At 49.0% G+C, this 17177-nt stretch carries 20 protein-coding genes and 1 pseudogene; 15 read left to right on the forward strand and 6 right to left on the reverse strand.

What is annotated here, in order from left to right; genetic code table 11:
* Positions 1 to 76 precede the first annotated feature (76 nt).
* The 6 genes from ABGI61_RS12440 to ABGI61_RS12465 all read left to right on the forward strand — a co-directional run bounded on the left by ABGI61_RS12440 (position 77) and on the right by ABGI61_RS12465 (position 3897).
* Entirely contained in the window at positions 77 to 634 is a 558-nt protein-coding gene (locus ABGI61_RS12440) for an NAD(P)H nitroreductase (protein WP_008221400.1), read from the forward strand.
* Positions 635 to 905: 271 nt separating this feature from the next.
* On the forward strand, positions 906 to 1532 hold the full coding sequence (locus tag ABGI61_RS12445) for a hypothetical protein (RefSeq protein WP_347601544.1): 627 nt from the start codon (positions 906 to 908) through the stop codon (positions 1530 to 1532).
* Positions 1533 to 1748: 216 nt separating this feature from the next.
* Positions 1749 to 2366, forward strand: a complete 618-nt coding sequence (locus ABGI61_RS12450) for a hypothetical protein (RefSeq protein WP_347601546.1) — start codon at positions 1749 to 1751, stop codon at positions 2364 to 2366.
* 43 nt (positions 2367 to 2409) lie between these two features.
* Positions 2410 to 2706, forward strand: coding sequence for a hypothetical protein (locus ABGI61_RS12455; protein WP_347601548.1), 297 nt, complete (start codon positions 2410 to 2412; stop codon positions 2704 to 2706).
* 64 nt (positions 2707 to 2770) lie between these two features.
* The gene (locus ABGI61_RS12460; protein ID WP_347601550.1) at positions 2771 to 3049 is read left to right on the forward strand and encodes a hypothetical protein; all 279 of its coding nucleotides are present in this window, start codon (positions 2771 to 2773) and stop codon (positions 3047 to 3049) included.
* Between the two features lie 302 nt (positions 3050 to 3351).
* On the forward strand, positions 3352 to 3897 hold the full coding sequence (locus ABGI61_RS12465) for a hypothetical protein (RefSeq protein WP_347601552.1): 546 nt from the start codon (positions 3352 to 3354) through the stop codon (positions 3895 to 3897).
* Between the two features lie 371 nt (positions 3898 to 4268).
* On the opposite strand, the pseudogene ABGI61_RS12470 reads toward ABGI61_RS12465, so the two are convergent.
* The 3 genes and pseudogenes from ABGI61_RS12470 to ABGI61_RS12480 all read right to left on the reverse strand — a co-directional run bounded on the left by ABGI61_RS12470 (position 4269) and on the right by ABGI61_RS12480 (position 6105).
* A pseudogene (locus ABGI61_RS12470) lies at positions 4269 to 5476 on the reverse strand (IS256 family transposase).
* 91 nt (positions 5477 to 5567) lie between these two features.
* A complete protein-coding gene (locus tag ABGI61_RS12475; RefSeq protein ID WP_347601554.1) occupies positions 5568 to 5867 on the reverse strand; it encodes a type II toxin-antitoxin system RelE family toxin in 300 nt (99 codons plus the stop codon).
* Complete coding sequence (locus ABGI61_RS12480; RefSeq protein WP_347601556.1) at positions 5857 to 6105, reverse strand: type II toxin-antitoxin system Phd/YefM family antitoxin; 249 nt, start codon at positions 6103 to 6105, stop codon at positions 5857 to 5859. The genes ABGI61_RS12475 and ABGI61_RS12480 overlap by 11 nt, the downstream gene beginning before the upstream one ends.
* Positions 6106 to 6428: 323 nt before the next feature.
* On the opposite strand from ABGI61_RS12480, the gene ABGI61_RS12485 reads away from it, so the two are divergent.
* Positions 6429 to 6698, forward strand: a complete 270-nt coding sequence (locus ABGI61_RS12485) for a type II toxin-antitoxin system RelB/DinJ family antitoxin (protein WP_347601557.1) — start codon at positions 6429 to 6431, stop codon at positions 6696 to 6698.
* A gap of 1 nt (position 6699) precedes the next feature.
* Positions 6700 to 6969, forward strand: a complete 270-nt coding sequence (locus tag ABGI61_RS12490) for a type II toxin-antitoxin system RelE/ParE family toxin (protein WP_347601559.1) — start codon at positions 6700 to 6702, stop codon at positions 6967 to 6969.
* A 91-nt stretch (positions 6970 to 7060) separates the two neighbouring features.
* Here ABGI61_RS12490 and asnS read toward each other — a convergent pair whose 3' ends face one another.
* Positions 7061 to 8461 (reverse strand): asparagine--tRNA ligase, encoded by a 1401-nt coding sequence (asnS, locus tag ABGI61_RS12495; protein ID WP_008221402.1) that lies wholly within the window; start codon positions 8459 to 8461, stop codon positions 7061 to 7063.
* A 102-nt stretch (positions 8462 to 8563) separates the two neighbouring features.
* On the opposite strand from asnS, the gene ABGI61_RS12500 reads away from it, so the two are divergent.
* Entirely contained in the window at positions 8564 to 8938 is a 375-nt protein-coding gene (locus ABGI61_RS12500) for a hypothetical protein (RefSeq protein WP_347601561.1), read from the forward strand.
* On the opposite strand, the gene bioA is transcribed toward ABGI61_RS12500, so the two are convergent.
* Positions 8935 to 10206: an adenosylmethionine--8-amino-7-oxononanoate transaminase gene (gene bioA / locus ABGI61_RS12505; protein WP_347601563.1), complete on the reverse strand. Its 1272-nt coding sequence runs from the start codon at positions 10204 to 10206 to the stop codon at positions 8935 to 8937. The genes ABGI61_RS12500 and bioA overlap by 4 nt on opposite strands.
* A gap of 106 nt (positions 10207 to 10312) precedes the next feature.
* Between bioA and bioB the strand changes: the two genes are divergently transcribed.
* From bioB to bioD, 4 genes are read left to right on the forward strand one after another with little or no spacing between them, the layout of a single operon-like run.
* Positions 10313 to 11353 carry a biotin synthase BioB gene (gene bioB, locus ABGI61_RS12510; RefSeq protein WP_347601565.1) on the forward strand — a complete coding sequence of 347 codons (1041 nt, stop codon included), beginning with the start codon at positions 10313 to 10315 and terminating at the stop codon, positions 11351 to 11353.
* A 3-nt stretch (positions 11354 to 11356) separates the two neighbouring features.
* Entirely contained in the window at positions 11357 to 12508 is a 1152-nt protein-coding gene (locus tag ABGI61_RS12515) for an aminotransferase class I/II-fold pyridoxal phosphate-dependent enzyme (protein WP_347601567.1), read from the forward strand.
* On the forward strand, positions 12505 to 13305 hold the full coding sequence (gene bioC / locus ABGI61_RS12520; RefSeq protein WP_347601569.1) for a malonyl-ACP O-methyltransferase BioC: 801 nt from the start codon (positions 12505 to 12507) through the stop codon (positions 13303 to 13305). Before ABGI61_RS12515 ends, bioC begins: the two co-directional genes overlap by 4 nt.
* The gene (gene bioD, locus ABGI61_RS12525; protein WP_347601571.1) at positions 13295 to 13981 is read left to right on the forward strand and encodes a dethiobiotin synthase; all 687 of its coding nucleotides are present in this window, start codon (positions 13295 to 13297) and stop codon (positions 13979 to 13981) included. The genes bioC and bioD overlap by 11 nt, the downstream gene beginning before the upstream one ends.
* A 116-nt stretch (positions 13982 to 14097) precedes the next feature.
* On the opposite strand, the gene pepE is transcribed toward bioD, so the two are convergent.
* Positions 14098 to 14799, reverse strand: coding sequence for a dipeptidase PepE (pepE, locus tag ABGI61_RS12530; RefSeq protein ID WP_347601573.1), 702 nt, complete (start codon positions 14797 to 14799; stop codon positions 14098 to 14100).
* A gap of 124 nt (positions 14800 to 14923) precedes the next feature.
* Between pepE and htpX the strand changes: the two genes are divergently transcribed.
* Both htpX and ABGI61_RS12540 read left to right on the forward strand, forming a co-directional pair.
* Positions 14924 to 15790 (forward strand): protease HtpX, encoded by an 867-nt coding sequence (htpX, locus tag ABGI61_RS12535; protein ID WP_347601575.1) that lies wholly within the window; start codon positions 14924 to 14926, stop codon positions 15788 to 15790.
* 181 nt (positions 15791 to 15971) lie between these two features.
* Positions 15972 to 17102: a pyridoxal-phosphate-dependent aminotransferase family protein gene (locus tag ABGI61_RS12540; protein WP_347601577.1), complete on the forward strand. Its 1131-nt coding sequence runs from the start codon at positions 15972 to 15974 to the stop codon at positions 17100 to 17102.
* Positions 17103 to 17177 lie beyond the last annotated feature (75 nt).

The following is a 17177-nucleotide window of genomic DNA, read 5'->3' on the forward strand; positions in this document are numbered from 1 at the left end:
ACCTTGCCATAATCTGATGTAAAGATTACTGTTAATTTGCTAGGCTGCGCGCAGCTAACACCATCGGGGTTTTTTTATGGATGCATTAACTTTACTTCACAGCCGTTATTCGTCAGCCCGTTTAACCGAGCCCGCCCCGGCAGGCGAAGCGCTGGACAACATCAAACGCGCCGCGTTGCAGGTGCCAGACCACGGCAATTTGCGCCCCTGGCGTTTTATTATTGCCGAAGGTCGTCAGGCGCTGTGTCGCCTGGGTGATATTTTTGCAGAAGCGGCCGTGGAAGACGATCCGGCCATTTCCAACGAACTGCTAGAGCGTGCCCGGCAGCTGCCACTGCGTGCGCCTATGGTGATTGTCTGTATCGCCAAGGCGGTAGAGCATGCCAAAGTGCCATTAATTGAGCAGCAACACTCCGCCGCCTGCGCCATATTAGCCATGCAGCAAGCCGCTTTTGCCCAAGGCTTTGGCGGCATCTGGCGCACCGGCGCCTATGCCCAGTTAGATTTTGTTAAACAAGCGCTGGAGCTGGGTGAAGACGACGAAATTGTCGGCTTTTTATACCTGGGCACACCAAGCGGCGAACCAGCCAAACGCCATACACCCGAGCCTGCCGAGTATTTTTCTTACCTGTAAGCTGCTTTAAGCCAAATAAACAGCCGGGCGTTAATCACAACGCTCGGCCTTTTATCGCCTGCTAAATCATATGCTCTCCCGCACAACTACACAGTTTTATTTGTCAATACCGCCAAAACAGCAGATAAATTCCATTTACACGGCACATATACATGTTGCGCATGCGAAATACTTTAGCTAAGTTAACTACTTACAGCGGAGGGGCGCAGATATATTATGTACGCTCGTTTTTCCCGAGCGTGCATGCTTAAAAATAAAATAGGAGTAAACATTGAAAAAGGTGTTTTGGATTATTTATGCCGTTCTGTACATCGCTGTAATGCTACTAAGTACATACTATTGGCTATCAATTAATAAGTTTTCTATCTCAAATATGCTTGGCTCTGTTTTTTCAATAATTTACCTGATTGGTTTGTTTGGTTATATTTTTGAAAAGCGAGTATGGACGGCAACCATCTGGCGAAGGTTTTTCTACTTCATTTGTTTTGGAACAGTACTCATTTTGGCAATCGGAGCTTTTTCCACTGCGGGACACGGTTTAATAGATTCGATCTTTGGAACAGTTTTTTCTACCCCACTAATTTTTGCTTTATATCAGTACAGTAAGGGTGATCAGAGCTTTTGGATTAATGCTGAAGAAAATGCTAAAGGCAATATTATCAGTGTTTTAATGGAAAAAACTCCAGCGCTGGAAATAGAAAAACAGGTTGGACTGGCAAGAGCAAAAGTTAAGATTACGAAATATTGTAACCAGTACACTGTGCATATCACCAGAATGACCGTTGATAAAGAGGAATCGTTCAAAAATACGTTCTCAAATCCCGGGCAGTTAGCACTTTTCATTGAACAATATACCTTTATCAACGTTGATGATTTTGAGAGTAAGTATGCAGAGTAAAATAGGGAAGATAAAAATTAGAATTCTGAAAGTTTATTTTTAAATTTTATCTAACCTTAATCATTCAAAATTAGAAATAAAATGAAAAAATGTAGTTTGCTAGCCTCGGCTCTGAAGTGAAGTTTAGTTCCAGCCAAGATAGAAGAACAACAATAGACATATTTGATTGAAAAAGAGCAAAACCTCGTTCTGTTAAGAAATTCGTTTTGGAGCTAAATGTTGGACTCTAAGATAATGGAGCGGCTTGATGAAGCCAAAAAAGCTCAAGAGATGATTAGAAAATCATTTGTTGAAAGAAAGTTTGATAGTGATTTTATTGAAAAAATTAACTCTCTGGTTATAGATACTGTGCATATTGATCAGGCGGCACTTGCCGAATTCGGCTGGTCATCTATTTATACTGAAGATAATGACGGTTATTTAGATTCCGAGATTGATCTGTTAATAGAATGGTTCAAGAAAAAATCAATAAACTCAATATTCGTTACTTCTCCTGAACGCGTAAAGAACTGCGAAAAAGATCAAGTATTGGTGATGGAGCTGTGCGTACCAACTTCAGAAATACTTATGGAAGTGCAGGATGGAGGTTGGATGTTTAGTGAGCTCTCTGAACTTGCTTCCCAACGAGTGCCTGATTGGCGCTCTGATCTATATTTTTCCGAGCCTCTTACCTTTCTTATTTTAGCGGAGCACGGTGCTTACGGGACCACGACAATATGTGGGCCTGAAGAATTGATAAATTTAATTAAAACGAAGACTACTCATGGGGAGTTCGAATGGCATTTTGGTGTAGTTCCCAAAACTAACAAAGGTGCTGCTTTTCCAAAAACTTAGCTGAATAAACGGGGCCAGATAAAAATTAGTAGCAGAGGAATAGATGGAGCCTAATGTAAACGACAAAATCGATGGATGGGAGATTTCGTTACAGAGAAATATTCATATGTATTACCATGCGTTATCGGTGAAGAACGATAAACTAAGATTCAGCATCGATTGTGAAGATCTGCCTATGCCAGAAAAGACTATTGGGATTTGGCTTTACGACTCAGCAATTCCAGAAACGATGATTGGCGAGTTGCAGAAAGTTTTGCTCAAGTGGGCAGGGAAATATGACCTAAATTTCCAGATTTACACGAGTAAAGATGAATTTGTTACCAGTAAACAAGGCACATAATAAGCAGCAACAGTAACAGGCAAGACCTGCTGATACCTGGTGATTTAGGAATTAAGAAAACAAAATGTCAGGTGCTAAAACCATGTTTATACCAGAATTCGTGAATGACGAGCGGGGCGAGTATATTCTTATCGCGAATCACAGCCTTGAAAATGCTGAAGCAATCGAGATGAGTATTGCTTACAACCGCGGTCGTATCGCTTTTGGGGCTTCACAAGTGCCTTCGTACTTACAAAGTTGTCGCCTCATTTATGACATACGTGGGCAAGTGGTATCCAACAATGTGATCGAGCAAATTCGTCAGGCTCTTGGTCAAGTCTGTATTTTAGAGTTCAAAAGCTGATGGGGATTCAAGCGGTAGTTAAAACGGCAAGTTCTAAGCATGTTGAATCAGTTTTCGGCGCGGCTTTTGCACAAATTGAGCTGTTCCCCCTCGAGAGTGATTACTTTGGAGTCTCCATTCCAACAAAACTCGTTGATACTCTTGGTGAGCAAACTGTCCTCGACAAACTCGCAACCCTTGAGCACTATGAACTTTGGTCGGGTTCTTGGCGTAAGCCAAAATCAAAGTGGCGGTTATGGTGAATACCTCAGGGTCAGAAGACCTTATCCCAACGTTTTCAATCTTTGAGTTAGAGTTCACTCATGAAATGTAGTAACTGTAACAAATTCATTAAAGAATCGTCTGTTATTGATGACGTTGAACATTTTGTATGTCCTGAATGTGGTGACGTTATTGAAATAGACTTGAACCCAAAAAAACTAAGATTGGATATTCTCCATCGGAAGGGCAGTGATAACAGCCATGAAAGCTATTCATCAGATTTCATTGTCAATGAATCATCTTTGTTGGATATCTTATCCAAGAGTCAAGGTGGACATGCTGATTATCTAGGTTGTTTTGCACGTGGCTGGGATAAGCTTAATGAGCATAGTAAAAGACAACTTTTGCTTTTAGAAGCTCCGGAAATGGAGAGTGGAAGAAGGTTGATCTATGTATGCCCGGAATGCGCAGATGTTGGATGTGGTGCGTACGGCTGTAAAATCAGGAAGGAAGGTGGTTTTTATATTTGGGAAAGCTTTGCCTACGAGAATGGCAACGAAGAACCTCAGGTTATAGTCGGAGTTGGTCCATTTCGGTTTGAGATTTCAGAGTATGAAGAGGTTATTGACCGTGCCGATAAACTCTGACAAGTTAATAAATTTGTGCCTTCGCCGCCGGTTTTTGAAGCGCTATGGAAACATCCTCTAAAGAACAGCAGAATTATGTTTAAACTAAAACTTATTGCTTCAGCAATTAGCATCGTGGGTTTACTGGTTTTCGGGTTTTACGCCAACGAAGCCCGAAAGGAAGTGTATTATCTTTGCGGCAATTTTAGTAAAGGCACTGCCTACTCAAGTGTGATACGGCAATTAAACACGGTTAATTTGTCGGAATACAAAGTGAAAAACCTGCAGCAGGGGAAGCGCGTTATTCACAGGAGCGCACTGCATTTTCACTTGCTTAGCTGCGATATAGAATTTAACCGGCAGAGGGTGTTCAATATTCTGTGTCAGCCTGGTCACAGGTCAATATGAGCGTCTAAGCGCCCCTCGAAGTGTATCGACAGCTGTGACAGCGTCAGATTCCAGTTTTGTACTGGGTGCGTCCAACGCTCAGATGCCTGCAAGATACCGGCATAAAGCAGCTTAAGCAAACTGTTTTCATTGGCGAATCCGCCCTTGGTTTTGGTCAGTTTACGGAACTGGCGATGCACGGCTTCCACGGCATTCGTCGTGTAGATAGCCGTTCTGACGTAGTCCGGGTATTTAAAGTAGGCTGATAGCGTTTGCCATTTATTACGCCAGGATTTAATCACCACCGGGTACTTTTCTCCCCCCATTTCGTCTCCAGCTCGTCCAGTGCCGATTCGGCAGCGTTTAACGTGGTGGCTTTGTACACGCACTTTAAATCGGCCATAAAGGCTTTCTGGTTCTTGCTGGCCACGTACTTAAGCGAGTTGCGGATTTGGTGAATGATGCAGTGCTGTATTTCAGTCCTGGGGTAAATACTCTCAATCGCTTCAGGGAAGCCCTTGAGGCCATCAACACAGGCTATCAGGATGTCTTTCACGCCACGATTGTGCAGGTATGTCAGTACGCTTAGCCAGTGATGCGCGCCTTCGTGTTCAGACAGATACAGGCCCAGTAATTCCTTTTTACCTTCGACGTTTACTGCCAGGATAGTGTACACAGCTTTGCTGATGTAGCGGCCATTTTCTTTGATTTTATAGTGGATAGCATCGAGCCAGACGATAGGATAAATCGGGTCTAATTCGCGCTCACGCCAGGCCTGCAGCTCAGGTAACAATTTGTCGGTTACCGCATTAAGGGTGCCGTTAGAGATACTGATACCATACATTTCTTCGATGTGCGCCCGGATGTCCTGATAGCTGGTGCCAAGGGCAAACAAGCCGATGATTTTACGCTCCAGCTCGTCGGTTAGCTGGGTCTGGTGCTTTTTGACAATTTGCGGCTCAAAGCTACCGGCACGGTCTCTCGGGGTATTCAATTCAAAGCTGCCGGCGGTGCTTTTCATGGTTTTGGCAGAGCTGCCGTTCTTGCGGTTAGGCGCCTCACCTTGCTCAAGGTGCTGCTCTAACTCGGCCTGCATCGCCGCTTCAGTCAGTTGTTTAATTAACGGCGTTAAGATACCGTCTTTACCGGACAAGCCTTTGCCATCACGTAATGCCTGAATGGCCGCCTGCATATCGAAAGTTGGGTTGGTCATGTGTCATCTCATTTTTTCTTAGTTTAATGAAATGACACAGAATTTTGAACACTACCAACCGGCAAGACAAGGTAGTGTCTGTCTCATATGGTTAAACCGGGTCAATTTTTAAGCGGGAAAGTGCCAGTTCATAAACTTTGTTTTTATCTCTTTCGCCAACGGCAACTACCGTAACGGTGACAATATTGTCCGATACCGCATACACCAGCCTGTAGCCCAGTTGGCGCAGTTTAATTTTGTACAGGTCTTTACCGCCACTTACCGCCGCAGAGGGTATGCGGGAGTTATCAAGTCTTTTTATAAGTTGCTTCTTAAAAAGCTGCTGAATGTTGGGCGCTAATTTTTGCCATTCCTTCAGCGCGCTCTTTTTGAAGGCCAGCTTATAAGTCATCTATTGAAACCGGAATGCTTTCTTCATCCGCTCGGGCGTTTGCGATGGCTAATAGGTCTTTGTCGTCAATAAGGTCGAGCATCGCTTCAAATGCCTTGGCCGGCACGCAATAGAAAGCAGGTTCATTGCGGTTTAATACCGCTATAGGCATACCCAGCCCACTGGCAACAACTTTCATCGGGTTTGCCTTTAACTCGGAAATACTGGCGGCGACATTGGCGAAAATTTGGCTTGTCATAAGGGCACCTCATAGTTACAAGACCTGATAATAGGTCGCTAAAATGGTCTTGTAAAGAAGTGTTCTTGTAAAGGGCAGTAAAACTGTAGCCGCTAAACTTGATGCTCTGCGCCAAACATTGGGTTAACCGAGGGGCATTTATGACAGAGCACAAGGCAACTTTAACAGGGAGAAGTTCGGGGGGCCGATCCAATTGTTAAGAAAAACAGAATGGAGCCTTCCGTAATCCGCACCGGCACAGAGCTGACTATCCCAGTTTGTTGTGCGAAAGCTGCACTTTGTACTACAATGTCAAACATTGCAATACGCTCTGGAGGGTGCTTATGAAAAGCGAGATGCTCAGTACACGCATTGATCATGACACTAAAGTCGCTTTTACCAATATCTGTGATGAAGTTGGCTTAAGCCCATCTCAGGCGCTTAAACTGTTTGCCCGAGCCGTGATTAACCACGGTGGAATTCCATTTGAGCTAAAAGCTCGTCAGCCAAATGAGACAACGGCTGCAGCTATTAAAGAGCTTGCTGAAGGCAAAGGCCATCGCAGCCAGTCTGTAGATAACCTGCTGAGCGAGTTGACTGAAGGCGTAGTGTGAAATGCTCACGCTGGAATATTCCACTCAGTTTAAAAAAGACTTTAAAAAGATTGCCAAGATGCCCATTCCCGACATAGTGGAAGTGGGCAATATCATCTCTAAGTTGCAGCGAGGCGAGACGTTACCAGCAAAAAATGTCGATCACTCACTGACTGGCAACTGGTTGGGTTTTCGTGATTGTCATATTAAGCCAGATCTAGTTCTTATCTACAGAGTTGCCAATGGGATCTTACAACTTGCCCGAATTGGCTCGCACAGCGAAGTATTCTAGCTGAGAAAGAGGAACTTTTTGTTCGCGTTATTATACTTGGTTGGCAATAAAAAAGGCGCTGATTAAAGCGCCTTTTCTGTGTCTAATGCTATTAGAACTCGGCATTACCCGGTGTGCGCGGGAAGGCGATAACATCGCGGATATTACCGATACCGGTAACGTACGACACCAAACGCTCAAAACCTAAACCAAAACCGGCGTGCGGCACTGTGCCGTAGCGGCGCAGGTCGCGGTACCAGCCGTAGGCTTCTTTATCCAGACCCATTTCGTCCAGGCGCTTATCAAAGGCTTCTAAGCGCTCTTCACGCTGGCTGCCGCCGATAATTTCACCAATGCCGGGCGCTAATACGTCCATCGCCGCTACTGTTTTACCATCGTCATTTAAGCGCATGTAAAAGGCTTTAATGTCTTTAGGGTAGTTTTGCATGATAATTGGCGCGCCTACGTGCTCTTCGGCCAGGTAGCGCTCGTGCTCAGACTGTAAATCGACACCCCATTCCACCGGGTATTCAAACTTCTTACCGCAGGTTTTCAGAATTTCGATGGCGTCTGTGTAGTCCATCCGCACAAAGCTGGAATCGACCAGTTGCTGTAAACGGGTCACGGCGGTAGGATCGATACGCTCGGCGAAAAACGCCATATCGTCTGCGCGCTCGGTTAATACCGCTTTACAGACGTATTTCAGCATGTCTTCCGCCAGCTGGGCGATGTCTTTTAGTTCAGCAAAGGCCACTTCCGGCTCTATCATCCAAAACTCGGCCAAGTGGCGGCTGGTGTTAGAGTTTTCTGCGCGAAAGGTTGGGCCAAAGGTGTAAATTTTTGACATGGCGCAGGCGTAAGTTTCGCCGTTTAACTGGCCGGATACGGTTAAAAAGGTTTCTTTACCGAAAAAGTCCTGGCTGTAATCCACTTTGCCTTTGTCGGTGCGTGGCAGGTTTTCCATGTCCAGTGTGCTAACGCGGAACATCTCGCCGGCGCCTTCAGCGTCTGAGCCGGTAATAATAGGCGTGCTGATCCAGTAATAACCCTGCTCGTGGAAGAAGCGGTGCACGGCCTGAGCTAAACAGTGACGCACCCGGGTAACGGCGCCCATAATGTTGGTGCGTGGGCGCAGGTGGGCGTGTTCACGCAAGTATTCCATACTGTGGCGTTTGGGCGCCATAGGGTAGGTGTCCGGGTTTTCTACCCAGCCCAATACCTCAACACTGGTGGCTTGCAGTTCAAACGCCTGGCCCTGGCCTTCAGAGCGTGCGATAGTGCCGGTTACGGCCACCGAGCAGGAAGTGGTTAAACGCTTTACTTCAGACTCGTAATTATTCAGCTCTGCTGGCGCGACCGCCTGCACAGCGTCGAAGCAGCTGCCATCATGAATAGCTAAAAAGGAAATGCCGGCTTTTGAATCGCGGCGGGTGCGGATCCAGCCTTTAACGGTGACAGTGTCACCAACGGCATAGCGACCTGCTAATACATCTTTAATAACGGCGTGCGTCATGCAACAAACTCCAGAGGGTGTAAACTTTAGACAACTGCGTAAAGCCTGTAATGATACTGCGGCAAACGCACAACACAAGTAAAACTTAGCCAGGTAAATAAATTGACCGACAACAGCAAAAAAGCCGAAAAGTTTGAGAGGCGGCAGGGGCCAGATTGGATCTGCCGCGCCTTTGGCTGGCTGGCCATTAGCGGCTGGTTATTGTTTTTGCTGGCGATGATTATTGCCCATTACGCCCGCCCCGAGATGGACACCGGCCTGGTGCGCTATTGGGGCATTGAGATCCGTAGTGAATGGCACCCTTTACTTACCCTTTGTCTGCAATACTTTTTACTGGCTTCTGCCATCAGTAGTGGCTTAAGTTTGCTGCTAAACCGGCTACGGCTGCGCCGGCGCACCGACCATCTGCACTTTAATATTGTGCTTTTGCTATTAAGCTGCATTAGCCTGTTGCTGTATTTGTTCTGGTATGTTTAAACGCCAACCACCTCACGCATCGCGAGGGTGAGCTTAGTTAACTGAGCCGGGCTGATAATAAAAGGCGGCATCACGTAAATCAGGTTATTAAAGGGACGGATCCAAACTCCAAGCTCAACAAACTGCTGCTGTAAAGCGGCGACATTTACCTTGTCATGCATTTCCAGCACGCCAATAGCGCCTAACACCCGTACCTCTTTTACTTGTGGCGATTGAGCACAAGGCGCAAGCTCCACTTTTAATTGGCGCTCTATCGCTGGCACCTGCTGCTGCCAGTCGCCCTGGGCGATAAGACTTAAGCTGGCACTGGCCACGGCGCAGGCCAAAGGGTTGGCCATAAAAGTCGGGCCGTGCATAAGGCCACCGGCGGCGCTTTGACTGATGCCCCGGGCTACCTCATCGCTGCATAAAGTAGCAGCTAAGGTAATATAGCCGCCGCTTAGTGCTTTGCCCACGCACATAATATCCGGTGTTACACCGGCATGTTCACAGGCAAACAGCTTGCCGCTACGGCCAAAGCCGGTGGCAATCTCATCAGCAATCAGCAGTACTTGATACTTATCGCACAAGGCGCGGGCGCGGCACAAATACTCAGGGTGATAAAAGCGCATACCGCCATAGCCTTGCACTATTGGCTCTAAAATTAGCGCGGCAATTTCATGGTGTTTCTCTGCCAACAGCTGCTGCAGTGGGGCAATATCCTGTGGCAAAAACTCGCCGTCAAAACGGCTTAATGGCGCCGGTAAAAAGAAGTGCTGGGGTAACAGGCTGGCAAACATATCGTGCATGCCATCGACCGGATCGCACACCGCCATGGCAGCAAACGTATCGCCATGGTAGCCCTTGCGCAGGCTAATCAGCTTTTGTTTTTGTGGTGTTGCGCTGGCCAGCCAGTATTGCAGGGCCATTTTTATCGCCACTTCTACCGCGATAGAGCCACTATCGGCTAAAAAAACTTTGGTTAACTTGCTTGGCACCATACTCAGCAGCTGCTGACACAATTGCACTGCCGGCGCATGGGTAATGCCGCCAAACATCACATGCGCCATTCTACCCAGTTGCTCGGTTACTGCAGTGTTAAGTACAGGGTGGTTATAGCCGTGCACGGCCGACCACCAGGAGGCTGTGCCATCAATCAGACGCTGACCATTTTCCAGCACCAGCTCGCAGCCTTCTGCTGCCACCACCGGATACACCGGCAGCGGGTTTAGCATAGAAGTGTAGGGGTGCCAGATATGCGCGCGATCAAATGTCAAATTAATGCTCATTATTTAACCTGTAGTAAAGTTTTTCTGCTGGTCTGCGTTGACAAGGCCTAAGTGGCGGTTAGACTAGCCGAAAATACTTATTAGCTCAATTTGATCAGGGATATTTATGCAGGCTGTTGTCCGCCACGATTGGACCTTAGCGCAGGTTAACGCGCTGTACGCACTGCCATTTAATGACTTGCTGTTTCAGGCGCAAACGGTGCACCGTCAACACTTTAAACCCAATGAAGTGCAGGTAAGCACCTTATTGTCGATTAAAACCGGCGCCTGCGCCGAAGACTGCAAGTACTGCCCGCAAAGCGGCCACTATAACACCGGCCTGGAACGCGAACGGCTGATGGAAGTTGAGAAGGTACTCACCCAGGCCAAAGCTGCCAAAGACAAAGGCGCCAGCCGGTTTTGTATGGGCGCCGCCTGGACCAACCCGAAGCAGCGCGATATGCCCTACATTATTGAAATGGTGCGTGGCGTAAAAGCCATGGGGCTGGAAACCTGCATGACGTTGGGTATGCTTGATGGCGAGCAGGCGAAAACCCTGGCCGATGCAGGCCTGGATTACTACAACCATAACCTGGATACCTCACCGGAGTTTTACGGTGAAATTATTACCACCCGCACCTATCAGGATCGTTTAGACACCCTAAACCATGTGCGCGATGCCGGCATGAAAGTATGTTGCGGTGGCATTTTAGGCATGGGCGAAAGTGCTAATGACCGCTCAGCACTGCTGATGCAGCTGGCTAATTTACCAGAGCACCCAGAAAGTGTGCCAATAAACATGCTGGTAAAGGTAGCGGGCACGCCGTTGGAAAACGTCGATGACTTAGACGCGTTCGAGTTTATCCGCACTATAGCCGTGGCGCGTATTATGTTGCCCAAAAGCCATGTACGTTTATCTGCTGGTCGTAGCCGTATGAACGAGCAAATGCAGGCGCTGTGTTTCTTTGCCGGCGCGAACTCGATTTTCTACGGCGATAAGCTGCTGACTACCGATAACCCGGAGGCTAATGCCGATATGCAGCTATTTGCCAAACTGGGCATTACGCCAGAGCAGCGCCATGATGTGTCGGACGAAGCCCATCAATTGGCACTGGCCGATGCGATAAAAGAGCAGGCTAACCCGCCGTTATTTCATGCAGCGCAGTAAACAATGACTCAGACAAGGCTGGCGCAAATGCGCCAGGCACTGGCTGAGCGAGAGGGCAGTCAACTACTGCGCCGCAGCGTGATTATTGAGCAGTACAATGGCCGGGTGCTGCACGTAGCGGGTAATAGTTACCTGAATTTCTCAGGTAATGACTATCTGGGTTTGGCCACTGATCCTGAAGTGCTTAACGCCTATGCCGAAGGCGCTGCCACTTATGGTGCCGGTAGCAGCGGCTCGCCGTTGGTTACCGGGCTGCATCAGGTGCATCAGCAGCTTAGCGACACTTTGTGCGACTGGTTGGGCTTTGAGCAGGTGTTGCTATTTTCTTCCGGATTCGCCGCCAACCAAACGATGTTACAAACGCTGGCGCAGAAGGGCGATACGCTGTTACTGGATAAACTTAGCCATGCTTCGTTGATAGACGGTGCTTTGCACAGCGATGCGCAGCTAAAACGCTTTGCGCACAATGATTTATCGGCCTTGCACGCTTGCCTTATCGATGTCAGCCAGCCGCTGGTGGTGACAGAGGGCGTGTTCAGTATGGACGGTGACAGTCCGGATCTGAACGCCATGCTGGACCTGTGCCGGCAATATCAGGCGCCGCTTCTGCTGGACGACGCGCATGGTTTAGGCGTTTGTGGGCCTGAAGGTAAAGGCACCGCTGCGGCGCAGGGTATTTTTAGCAGCGATTTGTTTTGCACTATGGCCAATTTTGGCAAGGCGCTGGGCGTAGGCGGCGCCTTTGTCGGCGGCAGTAAAACCGTAGTCGACTATTTAGCCCAATTTGGCCGGCATTATATTTACAGTACGGCGCTATCACCGGCGCTTTGTGCCGCGGTGATTAAAAGTATTGCACTTTGCCGCAGCCAAAGTTGGCGGCGGGACAAACTACAGAGCAATATTGCGCGCTTTCGTGCTTTGGCGGCCGATTTACCGCTGTTAGCGTCACAGAGTGCTATTCAGGGCCTGGTGCTGGGCGACAGCGCTCGGGCGCTTAATATGAGTGCGCAGTTAAAACAGGCCGGTATTTGGCTAAGTGCAATACGCCCGCCGACGGTGCCAAAAGGTAGTGCGCGGCTGCGTATTACGCTAAGTGCGCAGCATACCGAGCAGGATCTCCAGTTATTAGTGCAGCAATTAAGGCAGTTAGTATGAGTGCTGTAATGCAACGACCAGACAGCAACAGCCGTTTTCGGCAACAAGTCGCCAACAGTTTTAGTGCGGCGTCAACCCACTATATGCGAGGCGCCCGTTTACAGCAGCAGGTCGCGTTGGATGCACTGGCAAAACTATCTAAAGTCGCGCAGGGCCATTTGCTTGATCTGGGCTGCGGGCCGGGCTGGTTGCATCCACGCTTTACTGAGTATTGCCGGGCTTTTACCGCAGTAGATTTTAGTGCTGGTATGCTGGCGCAAGCAGCCAAAGCGGGGCTGGCCAGGCAGTATTTGCAGGCTGATGCCCAGCAGCTGCCACTGGCCGATAATAGTTTCGATACCGTGTTCTCCAGCCTGATGCTGCAGTGGTGTAGTAACCCCTCGGCGGTATTTGCTGAAGTTAGCCGGGTGCTTAAGCCAGGCGGTACGGCCGTTATTACCACGCTGGTCGACGGCACCTTAACCGAACTGGCGCAGGCCTTTGCCAGTTTGGATAACTACCCGCATATTAGCCGGTTTTTAAGCGTTGATAGTATTCAGCAAGCGGCCAATGTAGCACCGGCGCTTAACTGGCAGTTTGAGCTGCGCCGTTATCCGCTGTATTACCCCGATGTGCAAAGCCTGGCCCGTGAGCTTAAGCTTTTGGGGGCTAATCAGGTTGCTGGCCGTCGCACTGGCTTAACCGGCAAAGGCTACTGGCAGCAACTGGCTCTGGCCTATGAGGTGCACCGTACTGTGCCAGGCTTACCGGCCAGTTATCAGGTGCTGACGCTAAGCGGAGTAAAACATGCCGGCTAAAACCCTATTTATTACCGCTACTGATACCGACGCTGGTAAAAGCTATATCAGTGCCATGCTGCTGCAGGGCTGCAAAGCGCTAAATGTGACTGCTATCGGCGTAAAGCCAATAGCGGCGGGCGCTGACGCGCAGGGCTTTAATGGTGACGCGTTACTGCTGCAGCAGCGCTCTGGTATCGCGTTACCTTATGAAGTAGTAAATCCTATCTGTTATCAGGCACCGGTAGCGCCTCATTTGGCGGCGGTTAACGAGCAAAAGCCAATTGACGAAGTGGTCTTAACCAAGGCACTGCAACACTGGCAGAGCTTAAAGGCCGAGGAGCTGTTGATAGAAGGCGCCGGTGGCTGGTTATTGCCATTATCGGCTAAGCGCTATCTGGCCGATTGGGTAGCAGAGCAGCAACTGCCAGTGCTGTTGGTGGTAGGTATGAAACTGGGCTGTCTAAACCATGCCATGCTGACGGTGCGCGAAATTGAGCGCAGCGGCTGTAAGCTAGTTGGCTGGGTAGCTAACTGTATTGATCCGGATATGTTGCTGCTACAGCAGAATATCGCTGATTTGCGCCAGCGCATCAGTGCGCCTTGCCTGGCGGTGGTGCCTTATGCAGCCGAGCCGGAGCGGTATCAGCAGCTAGCGCAGGATATGGCGACCCGCCTGCTGAATATCAGAGGTTAGAACACCCGATCAGTCGACACGGAGTGTCTGAACGGACGCGCAAGCGGTAGCGAGTTGCTGTGGCGAGCTTATCGGGTGTTGTAACCGGCGTTATTGCTAAGCGGACAACGATATCGCTATGTTAGAAACTCAGATAAATCTGCATGCTCTGCCAACGGCGTTTTATTACCAGTCTGAAACAGATAACCGCCTTTGTTGCCAAGTAATGTCAGTTTACCGTCGTCGTGCTTAAGCGCACTGCCCTCAGGCAGGGCAATAATCGGTGTGGCCGGGTGTAACTGCATAAACTCGGCCAGGCGCATATCGCGGGTTTCACCATGAAAGCCCTCCGGCTTATAGTCGCTGTAATGCGGGTTTAACTGCAGTGGTAGCAGGTTTAGCGCGTTAAACGAAGCGGGCTCAATTATCGGCATATCATTGGTGGTGCGAATACTGGCGCCGGCGATGTTTGAACCGGCACTCCAGCCCAAATAGGGCACACCTTCGGTTACGCGTTTTCCAATAAGTTGCACAATATCCTGTTGATATAACTGATAAAGCAGGTGAAAGGTGTTGCCGCCGCCAACCACTATTGCTTTGGCGTCTATTACTGCCTGGCGCGCATTACTATGCTGATGAATACTGGTTACTGTTATACCCAGCGGCAACAGTGCTTGTTGCACCATAGCCTGATAGGCGTCGTATTCGATGCTGACACCGGCGTAAGGAATAAACAGCAGTTCATCAATACCGCTAAGGTGACTGGCAATCCAGTTCATGTACGGCGCCAGATAGTCGCTGTTGTCGGCGCGGGAGCTGCTAAGAAGTAATAACTGCATGTGATACCTCGGGAGCGTAGACATTAATAGTTACAAATAATGATTGCTAATGGTGGCACTGTTGATTGAAAACAAGCTCTAAGGCCATATATTAGCGGGTAGTAAGTCATCAGAGGTAGCTGTTATGAAGAGAGTGTTGTTGTTTTTAGCCACTAACCTGGCGGTGATATTGGTATTAAGCATAGTGCTTAATATCGTTTTTAGCTTTTTAGGTGTCGATCGCAGCAGCATTGGTGGCCTACTGGTGTTTGCCGCCGTGTTTGGTTTTGGCGGCTCTTTTATCTCCTTAGCGATGTCTAAGTGGATGGCAAAGCGCTCTACAGGTGCGGTTGTGATTGAACAGCCTCGTAATGCGACCGAACAGTGGCTGGTTGCTACTGTAGCGCGCCAGGCTAAAGCGGCTGGCATTGGTATGCCGGAAGTGGCTATTTATGACTCACCCGAGATGAACGCCTTTGCTACCGGTATGAACCGTAATGATGCCTTAGTGGCCGTAAGTACGGGTTTGCTGCGCAATATGCGTGAGGATGAGGTAGAGGCAGTGCTGGCGCACGAAGTGTCCCATATTGCCAATGGTGACATGGTTACCCTGACACTTATTCAGGGCGTGGTAAACACCTTTGTGATTTTCCTGGCGCGTTTAGTAGCCGGTATGCTGAACAACAACGGCAACAACAACCAGGGCGGTGGTTTAGCTTATTTCGCTACGGTAATTGTGCTGGAGCTGGTGTTTGGTGTGCTGGCCAGCATTATTGTGATGTGGTTCTCACGGCAGCGTGAATACCGCGCCGATGCCGGTGCCGCTAAGCTGGAAGGTAACCCGAATAAAATGATTGCGGCGTTAGAGCGGTTAAAGCATAACCACGAGAGCCGGCTGGAAGGCAGCATGATGGCCTTTGGTATTGCCGGTGGTGGCAAAAAGTCTGAACTGTTTTTAAGCCACCCGCCACTGGAAAAGCGTATTGCTGCACTGCGTAGCCGTCAGTTCTAACCCCTGGCAAAACTGACGGCAAAATGGGGGCAGAGTTCTCTGACCCCATTTTTTTATCTTATTTTCTGTTCTCTACACGTTGTTCGACTATTAATCTTTTGAATAATGGCAATAGCCGACGCAAGCTGGTATCGCCCGCTAGTTTTGCTATGGTAAGGCAAATTTGACAGTGGGAGTTGTTATGTTAGCTGCACCAAAAATTGACGCCTTTTTACCACCGCGACGCATTTTAATGGGCCCGGGTCCTTCAGATGTGCACCCACAAGTTCTGGCGGCGCAGGCCAGGCCAACCGTTGGCCACTTAGACCCGTTGTTTATTGGCATGATGGATGAGCTTAAGCAGCTGCTGCAGTATGCTTTTCAAACCCGCAACGAGATGACGCTGGCGGTATCGGCGCCGGGCAGTGCCGGCATGGAAACCTGCTTTGTTAACCTGCTTGAGCCGGGTGATACTGTTATTGTGTGCCGTAATGGCGTTTTTGGTGAGCGCATGCGGCAAAATGTTGAGCGCTGCGGCGCTATCGCTATTACGGTGGATAATGCCTGGGGGGAGCCGGTAAACCCACAGCAGGTTGAAGCGGCGTTAAAAGCCAACCCGCAGGCTAAGTATCTGGCCTTTGTGCATGCGGAAACCTCAACCGGTGCTTTGTCAGATGCTAAAACCTTATGTGCGCTGGCGCAGCAATATGGTTGCTTATCCATTGTTGATGCAGTCACTTCGCTGGGTGGCGTAGAACTTCGCGTTGATGATTGGGGTATAGATGCCATTTATTCGGGCAGTCAGAAATGTCTATCCTGTGTGCCGGGGTTATCGCCAGTGTCGTTCTCAGCAAAAGCGGTAGAGCGGATTAAAGCGCGCAAACAGCCGGTACAAAGCTGGTTTTTAGATCAAAGCCTGGTAATGAGTTACTGGAGCGGCGGCGCTAAGCGCAGTTACCATCATACGGCACCGGTGAATGCACTGTATGCGCTGCATGAATCACTGCGGCTGTTAGCGGATGAAGGGCTGGAACAAAGCTGGCAGCGGCATAAAGATATGCACCAGCTACTCAAGCAGGGCCTGACCGAGCTTGGGCTTAAATTTGTGGTAGCCGAACCTTACCGCCTGCCACAGCTAAACAGTGTGTATATTCCGGCTGGTGTGGATGATGCTGCTGTACGCAAACAGCTACTGGAGCAATACAACCTGGAAATTGGTGCTGGCTTAGGTGAGCTCACCGGTAAAGCCTGGCGCATCGGCCTGATGGGCTGTGCGGCGCGGCGCGAAAACGTGGCGCTGTGCTTAAAAGCGCTGCAAACGGTGTTAGGTTAAACATAGCGGTGCTATTGGCTTTTTACGCGCTTAGCGCTATGTTCAGTACAACGTTATAAAAAGGAGTAACTGTGT

Origin of the sequence: Rheinheimera fenheensis, from assembly GCF_039871805.1 — a bacterium.
GTDB lineage: Bacteria > Pseudomonadota > Gammaproteobacteria > Enterobacterales > Alteromonadaceae > Alishewanella > Alishewanella fenheensis.

Bases quoted from the DNA above. Each gene is read 5' to 3' on its own strand.
- ABGI61_RS12440 (WP_008221400.1), top strand. From the start codon at position 77: ATGGATGCATTAACTTTACTTCACAGCCGTTATTCGTCAGCCCGTTTA.
- ABGI61_RS12450 (WP_347601546.1), top strand. From the start codon at position 1,749: ATGTTGGACTCTAAGATAATGGAGCGGCTTGATGAAGCCAAAAAAGCT.
- ABGI61_RS12455 (WP_347601548.1), top strand. From the start codon at position 2,410: ATGGAGCCTAATGTAAACGACAAAATCGATGGATGGGAGATTTCGTTA.
- ABGI61_RS12460 (WP_347601550.1), top strand. From the start codon at position 2,771: ATGTCAGGTGCTAAAACCATGTTTATACCAGAATTCGTGAATGACGAG.
- ABGI61_RS12465 (WP_347601552.1), top strand. From the start codon at position 3,352: ATGAAATGTAGTAACTGTAACAAATTCATTAAAGAATCGTCTGTTATT.
- ABGI61_RS12475 (WP_347601554.1), bottom strand. From the start codon at position 5,867: ATGACTTATAAGCTGGCCTTCAAAAAGAGCGCGCTGAAGGAATGGCAA.
- ABGI61_RS12480 (WP_347601556.1), bottom strand. From the start codon at position 6,105: ATGACAAGCCAAATTTTCGCCAATGTCGCCGCCAGTATTTCCGAGTTA.
- ABGI61_RS12485 (WP_347601557.1), top strand. From the start codon at position 6,429: ATGAAAAGCGAGATGCTCAGTACACGCATTGATCATGACACTAAAGTC.
- ABGI61_RS12490 (WP_347601559.1), top strand. From the start codon at position 6,700: ATGCTCACGCTGGAATATTCCACTCAGTTTAAAAAAGACTTTAAAAAG.
- asnS (WP_008221402.1), bottom strand. From the start codon at position 8,461: ATGACGCACGCCGTTATTAAAGATGTATTAGCAGGTCGCTATGCCGTT.
- bioA (WP_347601563.1), bottom strand. From the start codon at position 10,206: ATGAGCATTAATTTGACATTTGATCGCGCGCATATCTGGCACCCCTAC.
- bioB (WP_347601565.1), top strand. From the start codon at position 10,313: ATGCAGGCTGTTGTCCGCCACGATTGGACCTTAGCGCAGGTTAACGCG.
- ABGI61_RS12515 (WP_347601567.1), top strand. From the start codon at position 11,357: ATGACTCAGACAAGGCTGGCGCAAATGCGCCAGGCACTGGCTGAGCGA.
- bioC (WP_347601569.1), top strand. From the start codon at position 12,505: ATGAGTGCTGTAATGCAACGACCAGACAGCAACAGCCGTTTTCGGCAA.
- bioD (WP_347601571.1), top strand. From the start codon at position 13,295: ATGCCGGCTAAAACCCTATTTATTACCGCTACTGATACCGACGCTGGT.
- pepE (WP_347601573.1), bottom strand. From the start codon at position 14,799: ATGCAGTTATTACTTCTTAGCAGCTCCCGCGCCGACAACAGCGACTAT.
- htpX (WP_347601575.1), top strand. From the start codon at position 14,924: ATGAAGAGAGTGTTGTTGTTTTTAGCCACTAACCTGGCGGTGATATTG.
- ABGI61_RS12540 (WP_347601577.1), top strand. From the start codon at position 15,972: ATGTTAGCTGCACCAAAAATTGACGCCTTTTTACCACCGCGACGCATT.